The organism is Streptomyces sp. NPDC054770 (genome assembly GCF_053611985.1).
This window is the reverse complement of the sequence record NZ_JBSHBL010000022.1, coordinates 1-17,232: the sequence shown is the minus strand read 5'-3', so window position 1 is coordinate 17,232 and position 17,232 is coordinate 1. Positions and strand designations below refer to the sequence as shown.

Below are 17,232 nucleotides of genomic sequence, written 5' to 3'. Positions count from 1 at the left end.
ACGAACCTCCGTGCGGATACGGCAGGATGAGCGGTTGCACAATCGAATGGGAGGTAACCGGTGAACCGAGCGCTCACCGTCGATGACCTGGTCCTGGCCGGAATCGCCCTGGCGGCGGGTCTGTTGCTGGCCTTTCTGTCGCGGGGTCTGCTGCGCTGGCTGGCCAAGCACGCGAAGCGGACCCGCTGGAGCGGTGACGACGTCGTCGTGGACGCGCTGCGCACGGTGGTCCCGTGGGCGGCGATCGCGGGCGGCGCGGCGGCCGCGGCGGCGGTGCTGCCGCTGACGAAGACGGTCCAGCACCACACCGACCAGTGCCTGAAGGTGCTGCTCATCTTCGCGGTGACGGTGTCCGCGGCGCGGGTGATCGCGGGGCTCGTGCAGTCGGTCACCCAGTCCCGCTCCGGGGTCGCCGGTTCGGCCACGATCTTCGTGAACATCACCCGGGTGCTGGTGCTGGCGATCGGCTTCCTGGTGATGCTCCAGACGCTGGGCATCTCCATAGCACCCCTGCTCACCGCCCTGGGCGTGGGCGGTCTGGCGGTCGCGCTGGCCCTCCAGGACACGCTGGCCAACCTCTTCGCGGGCATCCACATCCTCGCCTCCAAGACCGTCCAGCCGGGCGACTACATCCAGCTGAGCAGCGGTGAGGAGGGCTATGTCGTGGACATCAACTGGCGCCAGACGACGGTGCGCCAGCTCTCCAACAACCTGGTGGTCATCCCCAACGGGCAGCTGGCGAAGACCAACATGACCAACTACACGCGTCCCGAGCAGCAGTTGACGGTCCTGGTGCAGGTGGGGGTGGGCTACGACAGCGATCTGGACCACGTCGAGCGGGTCACGCACGAGGTCATCGCGGAGACCATGACCGAGATCACCGGCGCGCTGCCGGAGCACGAGCCCGCCATCCGCTTCCACACCTTCGGGGACTCGCGGATCGGCTTCACGGTGATCCTGGGCGTCGGCGAGTTCAGCGACCAGTTCCGGATCAAGCACGAGTTCATCAAGCGTCTGCACCGCCGCTACCGCGAGGAGGGCATCCGCATCCCCGCTCCGGCCCGCACGGTGGCGCTCCAGCAGGGGGCCGTGGTGATCCCGCAGCAGCGCGTCACGGACGACCTGCCCGCGGGCCTGCCGCGCACCGACTAGCCCCCTGCTCTCCACTCCTTGCTCAGAGCGTCGCCGAGTTGTCGTGGTGGTGGCCGCCGCGCAGGCTGTGCGGGGTGGCCAGGGACGGCGTCACCGGGGTGACCGTCCAGTCCGGGTGGCCGGGCATGCGCGGGGTCGTCGTGCCGTAGAGCCAGTCGCGGAGGAAGCCGGACCGGTCCTGGCCGGTGACCTCCGTGGCCACCGCGATGTAGTCCGCCGTCGACGCCGAGCGGTACCGGAAGCGGTCCAGGAAGGTGCGCTCGACCGTGTGGAAGGCGTCCTCGCCGACCAGTTCGCGGAAGGCGTACAGGACCAGGACGCCGCCGAGGTAGCGCTGGTCGTCGAAGAGGTCGACCTCGTTCGGGGCGGCCACCGGGCCGGAGTCGTGGCGCCACTGGTCGCCGCGCGCGTAGGTGTCCTTCATCCGGGCCTCCATGGTGGTCAGGCCCAGGGAGTCCGGCCAGCCGCGTTCGTAGCGGTAGAGCAGCCCGTAGAAGTCGGCGTGGCCCTCGTTCAGCCAGAGGTCGGCCCAGGTGGCGGGGCTGACCATGTTGCCGAAGTACGAGTGGACGAGCTCGTGCATCATGTGCGAGCCGATCTTCGCCTCCGGCTGGAGCAGGAAGTTCGGCTTGTAGAGGGTGAGGGTCTGGGTCTCCAGGCCCGTGAAGTCGAAGGCGTCCGGGTCGTCGGAGTTGCAGGGCAGCAGGCCGTACGTCTCGAACGGGAAGGCGGCACCGAGCCGGTCCTCCAGCCAGGCGACCTGGCCCGGGGTGAGGGCGAGCGCCGGTTCCAGGGCGGCGGCGCGGGCCGTGGGGACGATGTCCCGCAGCGGCAGGCCGTGCGGGCCCGGCCGGTCCTTGACCACGTAGTCGCCGACGGTGATCTGGACGAGTTCGGTGGCGATCGGCGCCCTGGAGCGGTACGAGTACGCCGTCCGGTCGCCCGGGAGGTCCTCGGTCCGGGTGAGCAGGCCGTTCGCGACGCCGCGCAGGCCGCTCGGGACGGTGATGCGGAAGGTGAAGTCGGCCTTGTCCGAGGGGTGGTCGTTGCACGGGAAGACGGTGTGCGCGGAGTTCGGCTGCGGGCAGATCGCGAAGCCGTCCGGGGTGGGTATCCAGGCGGTGTGCGGGAGGGTGCGGTGCGGGTCGGCCGTGTAGGTCACGCACACGGTGACGTCGTCCCGCCCGTCCAGCGGCCGGGCCGGGGTGATCCGCAGCTTCTCGTCCGCCTGCTCGAAGGCGGCGTCCCGGCCGTCGACCCGCACGGCGGAGACGTCCAGGCCGAGGGCGTCCAGGGAGAAGCGGGACAGGTCCTGGGTGGTACGGATGCGCAGGGTCGCGGTGGCGTCGACCAGCAGGGTCGCGGCGTCGTACGCGAGGTCGAGGTGGTAGGCGAGGACCCGGTAGCCGTCGTTGCCGAGGGCCGGGTAGACGGGGTCGCCGAGGGTCTCCGGGCCCGGGGAAGCTGTGTCGCCCCCGGCCCTCGCGGCGCCGCTTTTCTCCCCCGCGGAGAAGGGACGCGCGAGGGCCGGGGCCCCCGTGGCCAGTACGGTCGCGGTGCCGAGCAGGGCGGCCGCCGGGGCCGTCACTCTGGTGCGATATCTCATGGTCCGCTTTCGCTCGGGCGGGCCGGGTGGTCGGTCCGGCCGCCGGGTCGGTGGTGGCTCGTGAGGTGGCTCGTTCGTCATGACCACCCTTTTGACCGATCCGGTTGCCCGTCGTATGACAACCGGACAACCGGATCTTCCGAGTCGCGGACCCCTGTCGAGCATGGGTCGATCACGAGATATCTTGATGTCGAGCAATGTTGCAGACGTGGAGCGGAGCACCCGGTGACTGACTCGACCATCATCTACACCTACACAGACGAGGCCCCGGCCCTCGCGACGCACTCGTTCCTGCCGGTGATCCAGGCGTATGCCTCGCAGGCCGGTGTCGCCGTGGACATCCGCGACATCTCGCTGGCCGGCCGCATCATCGCCCACTTCCCGGAGTACCTGAACGAGGACCAGCGCATCCCGGACGCCCTGGCCGAGCTGGGCGACCTCGCCAAGACGCCCGAGGCCAACATCGTCAAGCTGCCGAACATCTCGGCGTCGATCCCGCAGCTGAAGGCCGCCGTCGCCGAGCTCCAGGGCAAGGGCTACGCGCTGCCGGACTACCCGGACGACCCGAAGACCGACGAGGAGCGCGAGATCCGCGCCCGCTACGACAAGATCAAGGGTTCCGCCGTGAACCCGGTCCTGCGTGAGGGCAACTCGGACCGCCGCGCCCCCGCCTCGGTCAAGAACTACGCCAAGACCCACCCGCACCGCATGGGCGCCTGGACCTCCGAGTCCCAGACCGACGTGGCGACCATGGGCGAGAACGACTTCCGTTCCACCGAGAAGTCCGCGGTGATCTCCGAGGCCGGCAAGCTGAAGATCGAGCTGGTCGCCGAGGACGGCACCACCACGGTCCTCAAGGAGTCCGTACCGGTCCTCGCGGGCGAGGTCGTCGACGCCTCCGTGCTGCATGTCGCGCAGCTCAACGACTTCCTGGCCGCGCAGGTCGCGCGCGCCAAGCAGGAGGGCGTCCTGTTCTCCGTGCACCTCAAGGCCACGATGATGAAGGTCTCCGACCCGATCATCTTCGGTCACGTGGTGCGCGTCTTCTTCCCGAAGACGTTCGCGAAGTACGGCGAGACGCTCAAGGCGGCCGGCCTGTCCCCCAACGACGGTCTGGGCGGCATCCTCAAGGGCCTGGAGAACCTGCCCGAGGGCACCGAGATCAAGGCCTCCTTCGACGCCGAGATCGCCGAGGGCCCGGCCCTGGCGATGGTCGACTCCGACAAGGGCATCACCAACCTGCACGTGCCCTCCGACGTCATCATCGACGCCTCAATGCCGGCCATGATCCGCACCTCCGGCCACATGTGGGGCCCGGACGGCCAGGAGGCCGACACCCTCGCGGTCATCCCGGACTCCTCCTACGCCGGTGTCTACCAGGCCGTGATCGAGGACTGCCGGGCCAACGGCGCCTACGACCCGTCCACCATGGGCTCGGTCCCGAACGTGGGCCTGATGGCGCAGAAGGCCGAGGAGTACGGCTCCCACGACAAGACCTTCGAGATCGCCACCGCCGGCACGGTCCGCCTGGTCGACGCGGCCGGCAACGTCGTGATCGAGCAGCCGGTCGCCGCCGGTGACATCTTCCGCGCCTGCCAGACCAAGGACGCGCCGATCAAGGACTGGGTGAAGCTGGCCGTCACCCGCGCCCGCGCCACCGGCGACCCGGCCGTCTTCTGGCTGGACGAGGGCCGCGCCCACGACGCGCAGCTGATCACCAAGGTCGAGCAGTACCTGCCGGAGCACGACACCGAGGGCCTGGACATCCGGATCCTCTCCCCCGTCGAGGCCACCAAGCTCTCGGTGGAGCGCATCCGCCGCGGCGAGAACACCATCTCCGTCACCGGCAACGTGCTCCGTGACTACCTGACCGACCTGTTCCCGATCCTGGAGCTGGGCACCAGCGCCAAGATGCTGTCGGTCGTCCCGCTGATGGCGGGCGGCGGCCTGTTCGAGACGGGCGCCGGCGGTTCCGCGCCGAAGCACGTCCAGCAGCTGGTCAAGGAGAACTACCTGCGCTGGGACTCCCTCGGCGAGTTCTTCGCGCTCGTCCCCTCCTTCGAGCAGTACGCCGACTTCACCGGCAACACCCGCGCCAAGGTCCTCGCCGACACCCTCGACCGCGCCACGGCGACCTTCCTCAACGAGGACAAGTCCCCGACCCGTCGCGTCGGCGGTATCGACAACCGCGGCAGCCACTTCTACCTGTCCCTGTACTGGGCGCAGGAGCTGGCCGCCCAGACCGACGACGCCGACCTGGCCAAGGCGTTCGCGCCGTTCGCCGAGTCGCTGGCCGCCGACGAGCAGAAGATCGTCGGCGAGCTGCTCGCCGTCCAGGGTTCCCCGGCCGACATCGGCGGCTACTACCAGCCCGAGAAGGCCAAGGCGGACGCGGTGATGCGCCCGTCGGCCACCTGGAACGCGGCGCTCGCGGCCCTCTGAGCCGCAGCCGCGTCCTGAAGTCTCCGCAGTCTCCGCCCCGGCAGGCACCCCGCCCGCCGGGGCGGAGCCCTGTCCGGCCGCGTCACTCCGCCGGCGTCTCCAGCTCCAGCTCCAGCCATCGCGCCAGATCCTCGATCTCCCGGCCGATCCCGGCGCTCATGGCCTTGGTGAACGGCACGTCCTGATGGACGGCGGCCACCCGCAGGCGCCCGGCCTTCCGGTCGGCGGTGGCGTCGAGTTTCCCGACCAGCCGGTCGCCGTACAGGATCGGCAGCGCGAAGTACCCCCAGCGGCGCCTGGCGGCCGGCTTGTACATCTCCAGCTGGTACTCGTACTCGAACAGCTCGGTGGTGCGCCTGCGGTCGTGGACCAGCCGGTCGAAGGGCGACAGCAGGGCCGCGCGCCCCTCGAACGGCAGCCCCAGCTGGGCGGGGTCCACCCGCCAGGTGCCCCGCACCCCCTCGACCACGGCCGGCTCGCCGGCCTCGCCGACGTCCGCCGGTTCGACCGGGCACTCCGGGCCACGGGCACGGGCGATGCCGAGGGCGCGCAGCCGCCGCTCGGCGCGGACGCGCAGCGCCTCCTCGACCGGGACCGACGGCATGGCGGGGTAGACGCGGTCGGCGAGATCCCACAACCGGTCGCCGCCGGCCCGCCCGGCGACGGCGACCTCGCCGCGCTGCACCATCAGCTCCAGGAGCTTGGTGACGTTGCGGTTGTTGCTCCAGCCGCTCGACCGCCACGGCTCGGCGCAGGTGTCCGGCAGGGCCCGCGAGGGCAGCGGCCCATCGGCACCGAGCCGGGCAAGGATGTCCCGGCGGCAGGCGTCGTTGGCCGCCGCCCACGTCCGGTGGTACTCCCGCCAGGACGCCGGCGTCCCGCGCTCCGGCCACTCGGCCATCTCCGCGCGGTAGAGCGCGAGGTCCTCACCGGGACGGATCATGGCCTGCAGCTCCAGCAGCGCCCGTTTCCCGAGTGCGCCGGTCAACTCGGCCGGTGCGTACGACGATCCGAGCCGGCTCCACGCCACGAGGTCGGCGTTGGGCGCGACGGCGGCGGTCGGGTCGATCTGCAGCAGGGTCAGTCCGCGCACCACGTCGAGCAGACCGTCCGGCCGTGCGGCGTCGAGGAGTTGGGCCCGGACGGCGATACGGCGGGCGTCGGCACGCGAGAGCTGGTGGACGGCCATGGTTCCGAGACTAGGCGCAGGGTCTGACAGTGCGGTGTACGTGGCATCGCCCGGGGGTCCGGCTCCGGGGAGCATCCCGACGGCCGGTCGGGCGCACGGACCCGAACAGGTCAGAACGGCTCGAAGCTCGGGTCGACCGGGCCGATCTCGCCACGTTCTGCCAGTTCGTCCAGGTCTTCCGGCTCAAGGAACTCCAGGGCATCCGGATCGATCCCGTGATACGGATCCACATCGCGCAGGCGCTTGACGAAGGAGAGAACGAAATCGGTGAAAGGTCCGTCGAAGACCTCGGGGTCGGCTCCGTTGATGTTGGTGACGACCTTCCAGCGGTCCGGCTCCGGGGCGCACGGCCAGAAGAAGTGCTCGTCGCCCGAGTGGTCGTATCCCCAGGAGATCAGGCCGCCCGGCTCGGGATGGAACCGGAACGGATACGCGCCCGGCTCACGTCGCCACGACCGGCCGAACGACTCGTGGATCTCCCGCATCCGCGTCATCAGCGGACTGGATCCTCGCGGGTGGAAGACGACCAGCTCGCCGCAGATCGAGCCGGTGCCGTAGGCGTCCAGGAACGCCTTGAAGTCGCGGGGCAGGGCCGAGCCGACGTATGCCTCCACCTCGGCCCAGTCCTCCGGAGACGGTTCACGTGCCGGAGGCGGGCCGAACAGCTGCACAAGTTCGTCCAACCCGGCCATGCGCCAACCCCCACCTGATCGTCCGTCGCCGACCGCAAACCTAGTGCCACGCCGGGACGGACGGGCACCGAACGTGGGAGTCGGCCGCGGACCGGTACGAGTCGTCCGGCACGACGCAGGTATGCCGTTCGTGAAGTCTGCGTGTCACGCGTGGCGCGCGGCTGGTCCGCCGTGACCCGCTGTGGTTCGCTCTCCCCATGACGGTGCTTGTGACCCGACGTCATGTCGACCACGTACGTGTCACCACCACAGGGTGTCGCGCCGAGAGCTGACGCTCCGCTCCGGCCCTTCCCACGCCCTCGCTGTTCCCCCGGTCCGCCCTGTTCCGCCGACGCGTGCGCGTACCCGCGCGCGGTCCTGCCTTCCCGCACGAGGAGCACCACCATGAGCCAGCCCATCGACTCCGTCACCGCCGGCCACACGCCCGAGGAGCCGCCCGCCGGGCCCGACACCTCGGCCTGGTCGTTCGAGACCCGCCAGATCCACGCGGGAGCCGTGCCGGACCCGACGACCGGGGCCCGGGCGACGCCGATCTACCAGACGACGTCGTTCGTGTTCCGCGACACGCAGCACGCCGCCGACCTGTTCTCCCTCGCCGAGCCCGGCAACATCTACACCCGCATCCACAACCCCACCCAGGACGTCTTCGAGCAGCGGATCGCCGCCCTGGAGGGCGGGGTCGCGGCGGTCGCGCTGTCGTCCGGGCAGGCCGCCGAGACGCTGGCCATCCTGACGCTGGCGAGCGCGGGCGACCACATCGTGTCGAGCACGTCCCTGTACGGCGGCACGTACAACCTGTTCCGGCACACCCTGCCGAAGTTCGGCATCGAGGTGTCCTTCGTGGACGACCCGGACGACGCCGAGGCCTGGCGGGCGGCCGTCCGCCCGAACACCAAGGCGCTGTTCGCGGAGACGCTGGGCAACCCGCGCGGCAACGTGCTGGACGTGCGCGCGGTCGCGGACGTGGCGCACGCGGCGGGCGTACCGCTGATCGTGGACAACACGGTCCCGACTCCCTACCTGCTGCGGCCCCTCGAGCACGGCGCGGACATCGTGGTGCACTCGGCGACCAAGTTCCTCGGCGGGCACGGCACGACGATCGCGGGCGTGGTCGTGGACGGCGGCAGCTTCGACTTCGGCGCGCACTCCGACCGCTTCCCCGACTTCACCGAGCCCGACCCCAGCTACCACGGCCTGCAGTACTGGCCGGCGCTCGGCCCGGGCGCGTACGCGATCAAGCTGCGGGTGCAGCTGCTGCGCGACCTCGGCCCGGCGCTCTCCCCGCACTCGGCGTTCCTGCTGCTGCAGGGCGTGGAGACGCTGAGCCTGCGGCTGGAGCGGCACTCCGCCAACGCGCAGGCGCTGGCCGAATGGCTGGAGCAGCGCGACGAGGTCGCCGCCGTCCACTATCCGGGCCTGCCGTCCAGCCGCTGGTACGAGGCGGGGCAGACGTACCTGCCGCGCGGCGCCGGCGCGATCGTCTCCTTCGAGCTGCGGGACGGGATCGAGGCGGGCAAGCGGTTCGTGGACGCGGTCGAGCTGTTCAGCCACCTCGCCAACATCGGTGACGTCCGCAGTCTGATCATCCACCCGGCGTCCACCACCCACAGCCAGCTGGACGAGGAGCAGCTGGCGGCGACCGGGACCACGCCGGGCCTGGTGCGCCTGTCGGTCGGCATCGAGAACCTCGCCGACCTCAAGGCCGACCTGGAGGCCGGATTCCGCGCCGCCAAGGGCGCGGCGTCCTGAACGCCGTACCGCATCCGGAGGTTCCTCTCCCCCTTCCGCACGCCGACGGGGCCTGGCGGGAGGGGGATCCGCCGGGTCGCCGGCAGTGGTACGCGGCGGAGAAGCCACTGTCCCTGGAGGCCGGCGGTGAACTCCCCGGCGTACGGCTGGCGTTCGAGACCTGGGGCCGGCTCGCCCCCGATGCCGCCAACGCCGTGCTCGTGCTGCACGCGCTCACCGGTGACAGTCATGTCGCCGGGCCCGCCGGTCCGGGGCATCCGACCCCGGGCTGGTGGGAGGGCCTGGTCGGGCCGGGGCTGGCGCTGGACACCGACCGCTGGTTCGTCGTCGCCCCGAACGTCCTGGGCGGCTGCCAGGGCAGCACCGGTCCGGCCTCGCGGCGAGCCGACGGGCACGGCTCCTGGGGCGGTGCCTTCCCCTTCCTGACCCAGCGCGACCAGGTCGCCGCCGAGACGGGGCTGGCCGACGCCCTGGGCATCGGGCGGTGGGCGCTGGTCGTCGGCGGGTCGATGGGCGGGATGCGGGCCGTGGAGTGGGCGGTGTCGTACCCGGAGCGGGTCGGGGCGCTGCTGCTGCTCGCCACGACGGCGGCGGCGAGCGCCGAGCAGATAGCCTGGTCGGCCGTGCAGCTCACCGCGATCCGCACCGACCCGGGCTGGCAGGGCGGCGACTACCACGGCACCGGGCGCGCCCCGCACACCGGCCTGGGCCTGGCCCGCCGGATCGCCCATGTCACCTACCGCAGCGAACCCGAGCTCGCGATCCGCTTCGGCCGGACCGCGCAGGGCACCGAGAACCCCTTCGGCGGCGGCCGCTACCAGGTGGAGTCCTACCTCGACCACCACGCCGCCAAGCTGGTACGGCGGTTCGACGCGGGCAGTTACGTGGTGCTGTCGGAGGCGATGAACGCCCATGACGTCGGCCGCGCCCGGGGCGGGGTAAGCGCCGCCCTCGGCCGGGTCACGGCCCGCACCCTGGTGGCGGGCGTGGACTCCGACCGTCTCTATCCCCCGGCCCAGCAGGCCGAGTTGGCGGCGCTGATCCCGTCCGCCGACCGGCTCCGGGTGATCGGGTCGCCGTACGGCCACGACGGCTTCCTGATCGAGACCGAGCAGGTGGGCGCGCTGGTGCGGGAGCTGCTCGGCTGAGGGCTCACCCGTCCGGCACCGATGTGACACCGTGATCCCGCACCCTGCCACTGCCAACGCCCCGGGAGCCGCCCGTGTCCCAGCCATCGTACGAACTCCTGCCCGGCGCCGCCGAGTCGCCCGTGATCCTGCACGTGCCGCACTCGTCCAGGACGATCCCGGCCGGGGTACGGGCCGGGATCGTGCTCGGCGACGCCGCGCTGGAGCGGGAGCTGGACCACATCACGGACGCCCACACCGCCGAGCTCGCCGAGGCCGCGGCCGCGCTGGCCGGGGTGACCCCCTGGCGGTTCGTGAACCGGCTGTCGCGGCTGGTGGTGGACCCGGAACGGTTCCCGGACGAGCGGGAGGAGATGCTCGCCGTCGGAATGGGGGCCGTGTACACGCGGACCACGCACCGGGATGTGCTGCGGGACGAGCCGTGCGACCCGGGGCCGCTGGTCGAGCGGTACTTCCGGCCGTACGCCCGGGCGATGACGGAGGCCGTCGCCGGGCGGCTGGCGGCGACCGGGCGGGCCGTGGTGATCGACGTGCACTCCTATCCGAGCCGGGCGCTCCCCTACGAGCTGCACGGGACGGGGCCGCGGCCGCCGGTGTGTCTGGGCACGGACGCCTTCCACACGCCGGCCGGGCTGACCCGGGCGGCCCGCGAGGCCTTCGCGGGGTGCGGGGAGACGGGACTGGACAGCCCGTTCGGCGGGACCTACGTACCGCTGGAGTTCTACGGGACGGACGCGCGGGTCGGCGCGCTGATGGTGGAGATCCGGCGGGACCTCTACATGACCGAGCCCGGCGGGCCGGCGGGACCGGGAGCGGACCGGCTCGCCACCGCTCTCGCGACGCTCGTGGACACCGCCGGCCGCTGACCCTCCGGCTGGAGCATTCCGGCAGGACACCGGGTGCGGGCCGTACGACCGTGGAGGCATGACCACGGAGACGACCGCGCCCACGCCCACGGAGACGACCGCGCCCGCGGCGGCGGAGCCGCTCCCGCCCGTCTGCGAGGCCGCTCCGCCGGTGCGGGACTGGCCCGCGCTCGAACTGGCGGGGACGGACTTCGACCCGGTCCTCGCCGCCCTGATGAGGGAAGGACCGGTGACCCGGATCCGGCTGCCGTACGGCGAGGGCTGGGCATGGCTCGCCACCCGGTACGAGGACGTCAGGACCGTCACCAACGACCCGAGGTTCAGCCGGGCCGAGGTCACGCGGCGCCAGGTGACCCGGCTGGCCCCGCACTTCAAGCCCCGGCCGGGCTCGCTGGCCTGGGCCGACCAGCCCGACCACAACCGGCTGCGCAAGCCGCTCGCCGGTGCCTTCACGGTCGGTGCGATGAAGCGGCTGCGGCCCCGGGCGCAGGAGGTCCTCGACGGACTGGTCGACGGGGTGGTGCGGGACGGGCCGCCCGCCGATCTGGTCGAGCGGGTCCTGGAGCCGTTCCCGATCACGGTGGTCAGCGAGGTGATGGGGGTGCCGGCGGCGGACCGGGAGCGGGTGCACGCCTGGACCCGGCAGATCATCTCCACCTCGGGCGGCGTGGAGGCCGCCGAAGCGGCCAAGCAGGGGCTGTACGGATGGATCACCGAGGCGGTACGCGCGCGTGCCGGCAGTCCGGGCGAGGACGTCTACTCGCTGCTCGGGGGTGCGGTGGCCCGCGGCGAGATCGGCGAGGAGGAGGCCGTCGGGCTGGCCGGTCCGCTGCAGATCGGCGGCGAGGCGGTCACCCACAACTGCGGGCAGATGCTGTTCCTGCTGCTGACCCGGCCGGAGCTGATGGCGCGGATGCGGGAGCGGCCGGCGGAGCGCGGGCCGGTCCTGGAGGAGCTGCTGCGCTGGATCCCGCACCGCAGCACGGTCGGGCTCGCCCGGATCGCCCTGGAGGACGTCGAGCTGGGCGACGGCACCCGGATCGCGGCCGGCGATCCGGTGTACGTCTCCTACCTCGCCGCCAACCGGGACCCGGGCGTCTTCCCCGGCCCGGACCGCATCGACCCGGACCGCGACCCGAACCCGCACCTCGCCTTCGGCCATGGGGCGCACTACTGCACGGGCGCGGTCCTGGCCCGGCTGCAGACCGAACTCCTGGTCGACACCCTCCTCGACCGGCTGCCGAAGCTGCGGCTCGCGGTGCCGGCCGAAGGGGTGGAGTGGCGCCGCAGGACGATGATCCGGGGACCGCGGACACTGCCGGTCGCCTGGTGAGGCTCCTCAGGCCCGCAGCCACTCCGTCACGATCACGTCCCCGCCCGTCCGCAGCCGGAGTGCGAACGGCCCGGTCGGCGCGGTGTCGCTGGCGAAGCGGCCCATGCCGTCGACCGTGAGCGGGCGGGCCACCGCCGGACCGCCGAGCACCTCGATCCCCGCCGGCTGCGGGGGCAGCAGCTGGCCGAGCAGTCCGTCGTCGGTGACCTCGACGTCCACGGTCAGCTCGCCCGCCTGGAAGGTCAGCATCCGGGGCGGGTCCTCGGCGCCTCTGACGGGGATGGCGTCGGTCAGCGAGTCGAAGGTCAGCTCGGCGACCCGGGCCTCCAGGTCGTGCAACAGGTAGGCGTCCATGGCCAGTTGGAGCAGCCCGGCCGGGAGCGGGTCGAGCACGGCGGCCGCACCGCGCAGTTCCTCCTCCAGGAGGTCCGCGTCGAATCCGGCGTCGCCGGCGACCTCGCCGAGGCCGTCGTCAAGGCCATCGTCAAGACCGTTCTCGATGCCGTCGTGGGACAGGAACTCGTCGTCGCTCACACCGCACCCCTCGCGTCGAGCCGGGCCCGCAGCCGGCGCAGACAGCGCTGGCGCAGCGGGCCGATGCTGCCCACGGCGATGCCCAGCGCGACGGACACCTCGACATAGCTGGGTGGCGGTGAGGCCATCAGGACGCGCAGCAACTGCCTGCACCGGTCGCCGAGTTCCTCGAACTCCTGCCACAGCAGACGGATCCGCTGGGCGTCGTCGGCCCGGTCCTCCGCGTCGATCAGGGACTGTTCGGGCGTGCGGTCCTCGCTGATCCGGTCCAGCACCTGGGGATCGTCGGTCGGCAGCAGCCGGGTCAGGCCCCGGATCACCTTCAGGCACTCGTTGCGTGCCGTGCTGGCCAGCCAGGAGCCCGCCTTGTCGGGCTCCCGGATCCGGCCCAGGTGCTGGGCGAACCGGAACCACACGGTCTGGTAGACCTCGTGCCCGTCGGCGTCGGAGAGCCGGTGCGCGCGCACCACCGACCACACCAGCGGGCTCAGCCCTTCCACGAGCGCCTTCCAGGCCGCCGCGTCGCCGTCGACGGCGGACTGGACCAGCGCGCCGACCTCTGCTCGGTCCACTGTCCCACCCCTCGTGTACGGCAAGTCATCGTACGCCGTGGAGGGGAGTGTTCCGGAACTCAGGCCGTCGCAGCCAGACTTACGACCGGGACCGGCTGCCAGCTCGCCGGGCGGAGCGCCGGTACAGGGGTGCCGCGCACCTCGGCGTACTCCGAGATGTCCGCGAGGAGCCGGGCGGCCGCCGTGCGCGGGTCGGACTCCTGGTGCGTGGTCATCCGGTCGGCGACGAGGCCGGCCACGATGGGGGTGGCGAACGATGTTCCGCTCCACTGTGCGAACCCTTCGAACATCACTTGGTCCGGTTTGCCGGGGCCGGTCGTCCCGGTGTCGGTCAGCACGCCGGTGTGGCGTGGGTACTGGCAGGTGCAGGCGTAGGTGAAGCCGAACCGGCAGGCGTCGTAGGTGGTGTGCTGGTACACGTACGGCACGGGCGCGTCGAAGCCGGCCATGGCGCCGATGAGGTGCTCGCCGGGCGCGTAGACCTTGACCCAGCCGCCGTGGTTGGTGAAGCAGGCGCCGTACTCGCCGTCGCTGCGCAGCGCGCCGACCGAGAGGACCGTGTTCTCGTAGCCGGCCAGGTCGGCGCAGGCGGCGGGCCAGAAGTAGCTGGCGCTGCCGTTGTTGCCGGCGGCGGCGACGAGCAGGGTGGACTGGTCGCGCAGGGCGTCCATGAAGGCCTCGACGGCGAGGAGTCCGTCGGCGCTGCCGTTCGGGGTGCCGGCGGAGAGGCTGATGACGTCCGGCCAGCCGTGCTGGTCGATCGCCTCGAAGAGCTTGGCACCGAACTCGGACTCCAGGATCGCGCCCGCGTCGTTGAGGGTGTTGGTGACGGTGATGTCCGTGTTCGGGGCGAGGGCGGCGATGAGGCCGGCGATGAACGTGCCGTGGCCGACGTACTGCTGGAGGATGCCGTCGGCGTCGGTCTCGTGGAGCTGCGGGTCGCCCTGGACACGGGCGAGGACCGGGTAGGAGCGGTAGTCGTGCACCAGACCGGTGTCCATCACGAGGACGCTGACGGCGGTGTCCGGGTCGTGACTTCCTGCCACGGCCTGCGGGTTGGGTGTCTGGGTGAGCAGGGCGGGCAGCGGCTCGCAGGGGTTGCAGGAGTTGGCGTTCGGGGTGGTGGACACCACGTGGTTGCGGCTGACCATGCGGCGGCCGGCGCGGCCCTCCGCCTCCCGCAGGGCGCGCAGCGCGTGGCCGACGGCGCGGTCGCCGGTGCGGTCGCCGTGGTTCGGGTCGCCGACCCGGATGCGGGTGACCCCGGTGCGGTTGGTCTCCGGTCCGGCCCTGCGCACGTGGTCGGCGACCAGGTCCGGGGTCGCGGTGAAGTGGGCGCGCACGGCGTCCTCGACGATCCGTGCCTCCTCGCCGTCGCGGGCGAGGACCACCCCCTTCTCGTACAGGAACTCGGCGGCGTCGTCCGGCCCCATCGCCAGTGGTACGTCCGGCATGGAACGCTGGATCTGATCGAACTGCTCATGGAATCGATGCGGTGCCATGGCCTGTCCTCCCCCGGTAACGGCGTTCTTCAGTCAGAGTCGCGGGCCCGCCGCTTGATACAGCGTCAAACCTGTGGGGCATGTATGCCCAGGCCACTACCATCCGAGGGGTGACTGCGCGAAGCGATTCGGTTACGGAACTGCTGCCGATGGTGTTCGCCGCCCCCGGCGAGGCCCTGGCGCGGGCGGAGCGTGTCCTGCGGTCCGATCCGTCGCCGCTGGACGCGTCCGTCGCCCACCAGGTCATCGGCATCTGGCAGCGGGACTTCGGGGACCTTGCCGTGGCCCTCGACCATCTGCGGCGCGCCCGGGACTTCGCGGCCCGCGCGGACTCGGCGGACCGGGAGGCGGATGTCCTCGCCGCCCTCGGAGTCGCCCTGGTGCATGCGGGGCGCACCCGGCAGGGGCTGGCCGCGCTGGACCGCGGGGTGGCCCGGGGCAGCGGGCACACCAGGGCCCGGGTGCTGTACCGGCGGGCGTTCGCCTCCTGGGTGCTGGGCCGGCACAAGGAGGCCCTGGAGGACCTGCGGCGGGCGATACCGGTACTGCGGCAGGCCGGCGACGTCATCTGGACCGCGCGGGCGCTGAGCGTGCGGGCCACCGTGCATCTGGCGATGGGCGCGGTGGAGCGGGCGGACGCGGACTTCACGGCGGCGGAGCTGTTGTGGGAGACGACGGGCCAGGAGCACGACAAGGCGGTCGCCGTGGAGAACCGGGGCCTGGCCGCGTACCGGTCCGGCGACATCCCGGCGGCGCTGCGGCTGCTGGCCGCGGCCAAGGAGCGGTACGACGAGCTGGGCACGCCCTCGTTCATGCTGTACATCGCGCGCTGCGACGTGCTGATGGCGGCCGGGCTGGCCCCGGAGGCGCTGGCCGAGGCGGACGCGGCGATCGCGACCCTGGACCGGATCGGCGGGCAGTCCACCCGCAAGGCCGAACTGCTGCTGACCGCGGCCCGGTCGGCGCTGTCGACCGGGGACCCGCAGACCGCGATCGCCCGGGCCGCCGTCGCCGTACGGCTGTTCTCGGGGCAGCGGCGCAGCTGGTGGGAGACGCATGCGCGGCTGGTGCTGATCGAGGCGCGGGTGGCGGGCGGGGCCGCGTCCGGGCGGCTGGTGCAGGACGCGGCGGCGGTCGCCGACCAGCTGGCGTCCTTCGGTTCGCCGGCCGCGCCGGAGGCCTCGCTGCTCGCGGGGCGGATCGCGCTGGCGCTGGGCTGGACGGCGGACGCGGAACGGCATCTCGCGGTGGCCGCGCGCGGCAGGCACGTCGGTCCGCCGCTGACCCGGATGACCGGCTGGGCCGCGCAGGCGCTGCGGGCCCGGGCGGCCGGTTCGGGCCGGGGTGTCCTGGAGGCGTGCCGGCGCGGCCTGGACGTGCTGGACGACCACCGGATGACGCTGGGCGCCTCGGAGCTGCGGGCCCGGGCCACCGCGCAGGGTGCCGAACTGGCGGCGCTGGCCCAGCAGGCGAGCCTCGCGCACGGCGGCCCGCGCCGGCTGCTGGAGTGGAGCGAGCGCTGGCGGGCCACGGTCCTGGCCGCTCCGCCGACCCGGCCGCCCGCGGATCCGGCCCTGCTCGCCTCCCTCACCGCGTTCCGGGAGATCGCCTCGCGTGCGGAGGAGGCCCGCCGGGAGGGCCGTCCGGTGCCCGCCCTGGAGCGTGAACAGCGGCGCCTGGAACGGGAGATCCGCGCCCACACGCATCACACCCGGGGCGACGCCCCCGGCGGCGGCGACCGCTTCGACCCGGCCCGTGTCCTGGACCGGCTCGGCGAGGCCCGGTTGGTCGAACTCGCCGTCGTGGACGGCCGGGTGCACATCCTGCTGTGCGGACAGGGCCGGGTACGGCGCTTCGCGGGGGGCCCGCTGGCGGAGGCGGTCGCCGAGGCGGAGCACGTCCAGGCGGGGCTGCGCCGGCTCGCGCACCCGGGGGCGGAGGCGCGGTTGCCGGTGGTGGAGGCCGCCGGGAAACGGCTGGAGGAGCTGCTGCTGGGCGCGGCGGCGGACCAACTCGGCTCCGGGCCGGTGGTGATCGTCCCGCCGGGGGCGCTGCACCGGGTGCCCTGGGCCCTGCTTCCCGCCCTCCGGGAGCGGGTGCTGAGTGTGTCACCGTCGGCGGGGAGCTGGCTGCGGGCCCGGGAGACCGAGCCGCCGCCGGGCGGCCGCCATGTGCTGGTCCGCGGGCCGGGGCTGGCGACCGGGGGCGCGGAGGTGCCCGAAGTGGCGGGCCAGTACGCGACGGCCCGGATCCTGGAGCACGACGACGCCCAGGTCCCGCGGGTACTGGAGGAGTTGGACGGCGCCGCGCTGGCCCACATCGCCGCGCACGGCATGTTCCGCGCGGACAGCCCGCTGTTCTCCTCGCTGCGGATGGCCGACGGCCCGCTGATCGTGCACGACTTCGAACGCCTCGCCCGCAGCCCCTACCGGATCATTCTCTCCAGC

13 protein-coding genes are annotated in these 17,232 nt (G+C 72.6%); 7 read left to right on the top strand and 6 right to left on the bottom strand.

Annotation, left to right across the window (positions count from 1 at the left end; genetic code table 11):
- Positions 1-60 precede the first annotated feature (60 nt).
- Complete coding sequence (locus ACWGKQ_RS20705) at positions 61-1,152, top strand: mechanosensitive ion channel family protein (RefSeq protein WP_453293387.1); 1,092 nt, start codon at positions 61-63, stop codon at positions 1,150-1,152.
- A 22-nt stretch (positions 1,153-1,174) separates the two neighbouring features.
- On the opposite strand, the gene ACWGKQ_RS20700 is transcribed toward ACWGKQ_RS20705, so the two are convergent.
- Positions 1,175-2,758: a M1 family metallopeptidase gene (locus ACWGKQ_RS20700; RefSeq protein ID WP_453293386.1), complete on the bottom strand. Its 1,584-nt coding sequence runs from the start codon at positions 2,756-2,758 to the stop codon at positions 1,175-1,177.
- Positions 2,759-2,983: 225 nt separating this feature from the next.
- Between ACWGKQ_RS20700 and ACWGKQ_RS20695 the strand changes: the two genes are divergently transcribed.
- A complete protein-coding gene (locus tag ACWGKQ_RS20695) occupies positions 2,984-5,200 on the top strand; it encodes an NADP-dependent isocitrate dehydrogenase (protein WP_453293385.1) in 2,217 nt (738 codons plus the stop codon).
- 82 nt (positions 5,201-5,282) lie between these two features.
- Here ACWGKQ_RS20695 and ACWGKQ_RS20690 read toward each other — a convergent pair whose 3' ends face one another.
- Both ACWGKQ_RS20690 and ACWGKQ_RS20685 read right to left on the bottom strand, forming a co-directional pair.
- The gene (locus ACWGKQ_RS20690; protein ID WP_453293384.1) at positions 5,283-6,389 is read right to left on the bottom strand and encodes a DNA glycosylase AlkZ-like family protein; all 1,107 of its coding nucleotides are present in this window, start codon (positions 6,387-6,389) and stop codon (positions 5,283-5,285) included.
- Positions 6,390-6,499: 110 nt separating this feature from the next.
- Entirely contained in the window at positions 6,500-7,081 is a 582-nt protein-coding gene (locus ACWGKQ_RS20685; protein WP_453293383.1) for a hypothetical protein, read from the bottom strand.
- 384 nt (positions 7,082-7,465) lie between these two features.
- Between ACWGKQ_RS20685 and ACWGKQ_RS20680 the strand changes: the two genes are divergently transcribed.
- From ACWGKQ_RS20680 to ACWGKQ_RS20665, 4 genes are all read left to right on the top strand, one after another.
- Positions 7,466-8,830, top strand: a complete 1,365-nt coding sequence (locus ACWGKQ_RS20680) for a bifunctional o-acetylhomoserine/o-acetylserine sulfhydrylase (RefSeq protein WP_453293382.1) — start codon at positions 7,466-7,468, stop codon at positions 8,828-8,830.
- Positions 8,827-9,978, top strand: coding sequence for a homoserine O-acetyltransferase MetX (gene metX / locus ACWGKQ_RS20675; RefSeq protein WP_453293469.1), 1,152 nt, complete (start codon positions 8,827-8,829; stop codon positions 9,976-9,978). The genes ACWGKQ_RS20680 and metX overlap by 4 nt, the downstream gene beginning before the upstream one ends.
- A gap of 74 nt (positions 9,979-10,052) precedes the next feature.
- On the top strand, positions 10,053-10,844 hold the full coding sequence (locus tag ACWGKQ_RS20670) for an N-formylglutamate amidohydrolase (RefSeq protein ID WP_453293381.1): 792 nt from the start codon (positions 10,053-10,055) through the stop codon (positions 10,842-10,844).
- 58 nt (positions 10,845-10,902) lie between these two features.
- Positions 10,903-12,177 carry a cytochrome P450 gene (locus tag ACWGKQ_RS20665; protein ID WP_453293380.1) on the top strand — a complete coding sequence of 425 codons (1,275 nt, stop codon included), beginning with the start codon at positions 10,903-10,905 and terminating at the stop codon, positions 12,175-12,177.
- A gap of 6 nt (positions 12,178-12,183) precedes the next feature.
- On the opposite strand, the gene ACWGKQ_RS20660 is transcribed toward ACWGKQ_RS20665, so the two are convergent.
- Genes ACWGKQ_RS20660 through ACWGKQ_RS20650 form a run of 3 tightly spaced genes read right to left on the bottom strand, consistent with a single transcriptional unit; the run spans position 12,184 to position 14,785 of the window.
- On the bottom strand, positions 12,184-12,711 hold the full coding sequence (locus ACWGKQ_RS20660) for a hypothetical protein (protein WP_453293379.1): 528 nt from the start codon (positions 12,709-12,711) through the stop codon (positions 12,184-12,186).
- Positions 12,708-13,307, bottom strand: a complete 600-nt coding sequence (locus tag ACWGKQ_RS20655) for an RNA polymerase sigma factor (RefSeq protein ID WP_453293378.1) — start codon at positions 13,305-13,307, stop codon at positions 12,708-12,710. The genes ACWGKQ_RS20660 and ACWGKQ_RS20655 overlap by 4 nt, the downstream gene beginning before the upstream one ends.
- A gap of 35 nt (positions 13,308-13,342) precedes the next feature.
- Positions 13,343-14,785, bottom strand: a complete 1,443-nt coding sequence (locus tag ACWGKQ_RS20650; RefSeq protein ID WP_453293377.1) for a S8/S53 family peptidase — start codon at positions 14,783-14,785, stop codon at positions 13,343-13,345.
- Between the two features lie 149 nt (positions 14,786-14,934).
- Between ACWGKQ_RS20650 and ACWGKQ_RS20645 the strand changes: the two genes are divergently transcribed.
- A partial coding sequence (locus tag ACWGKQ_RS20645) for a CHAT domain-containing protein (protein WP_453293468.1) occupies positions 14,935-17,232 on the top strand: 2,298 nt, incomplete at its 3' end.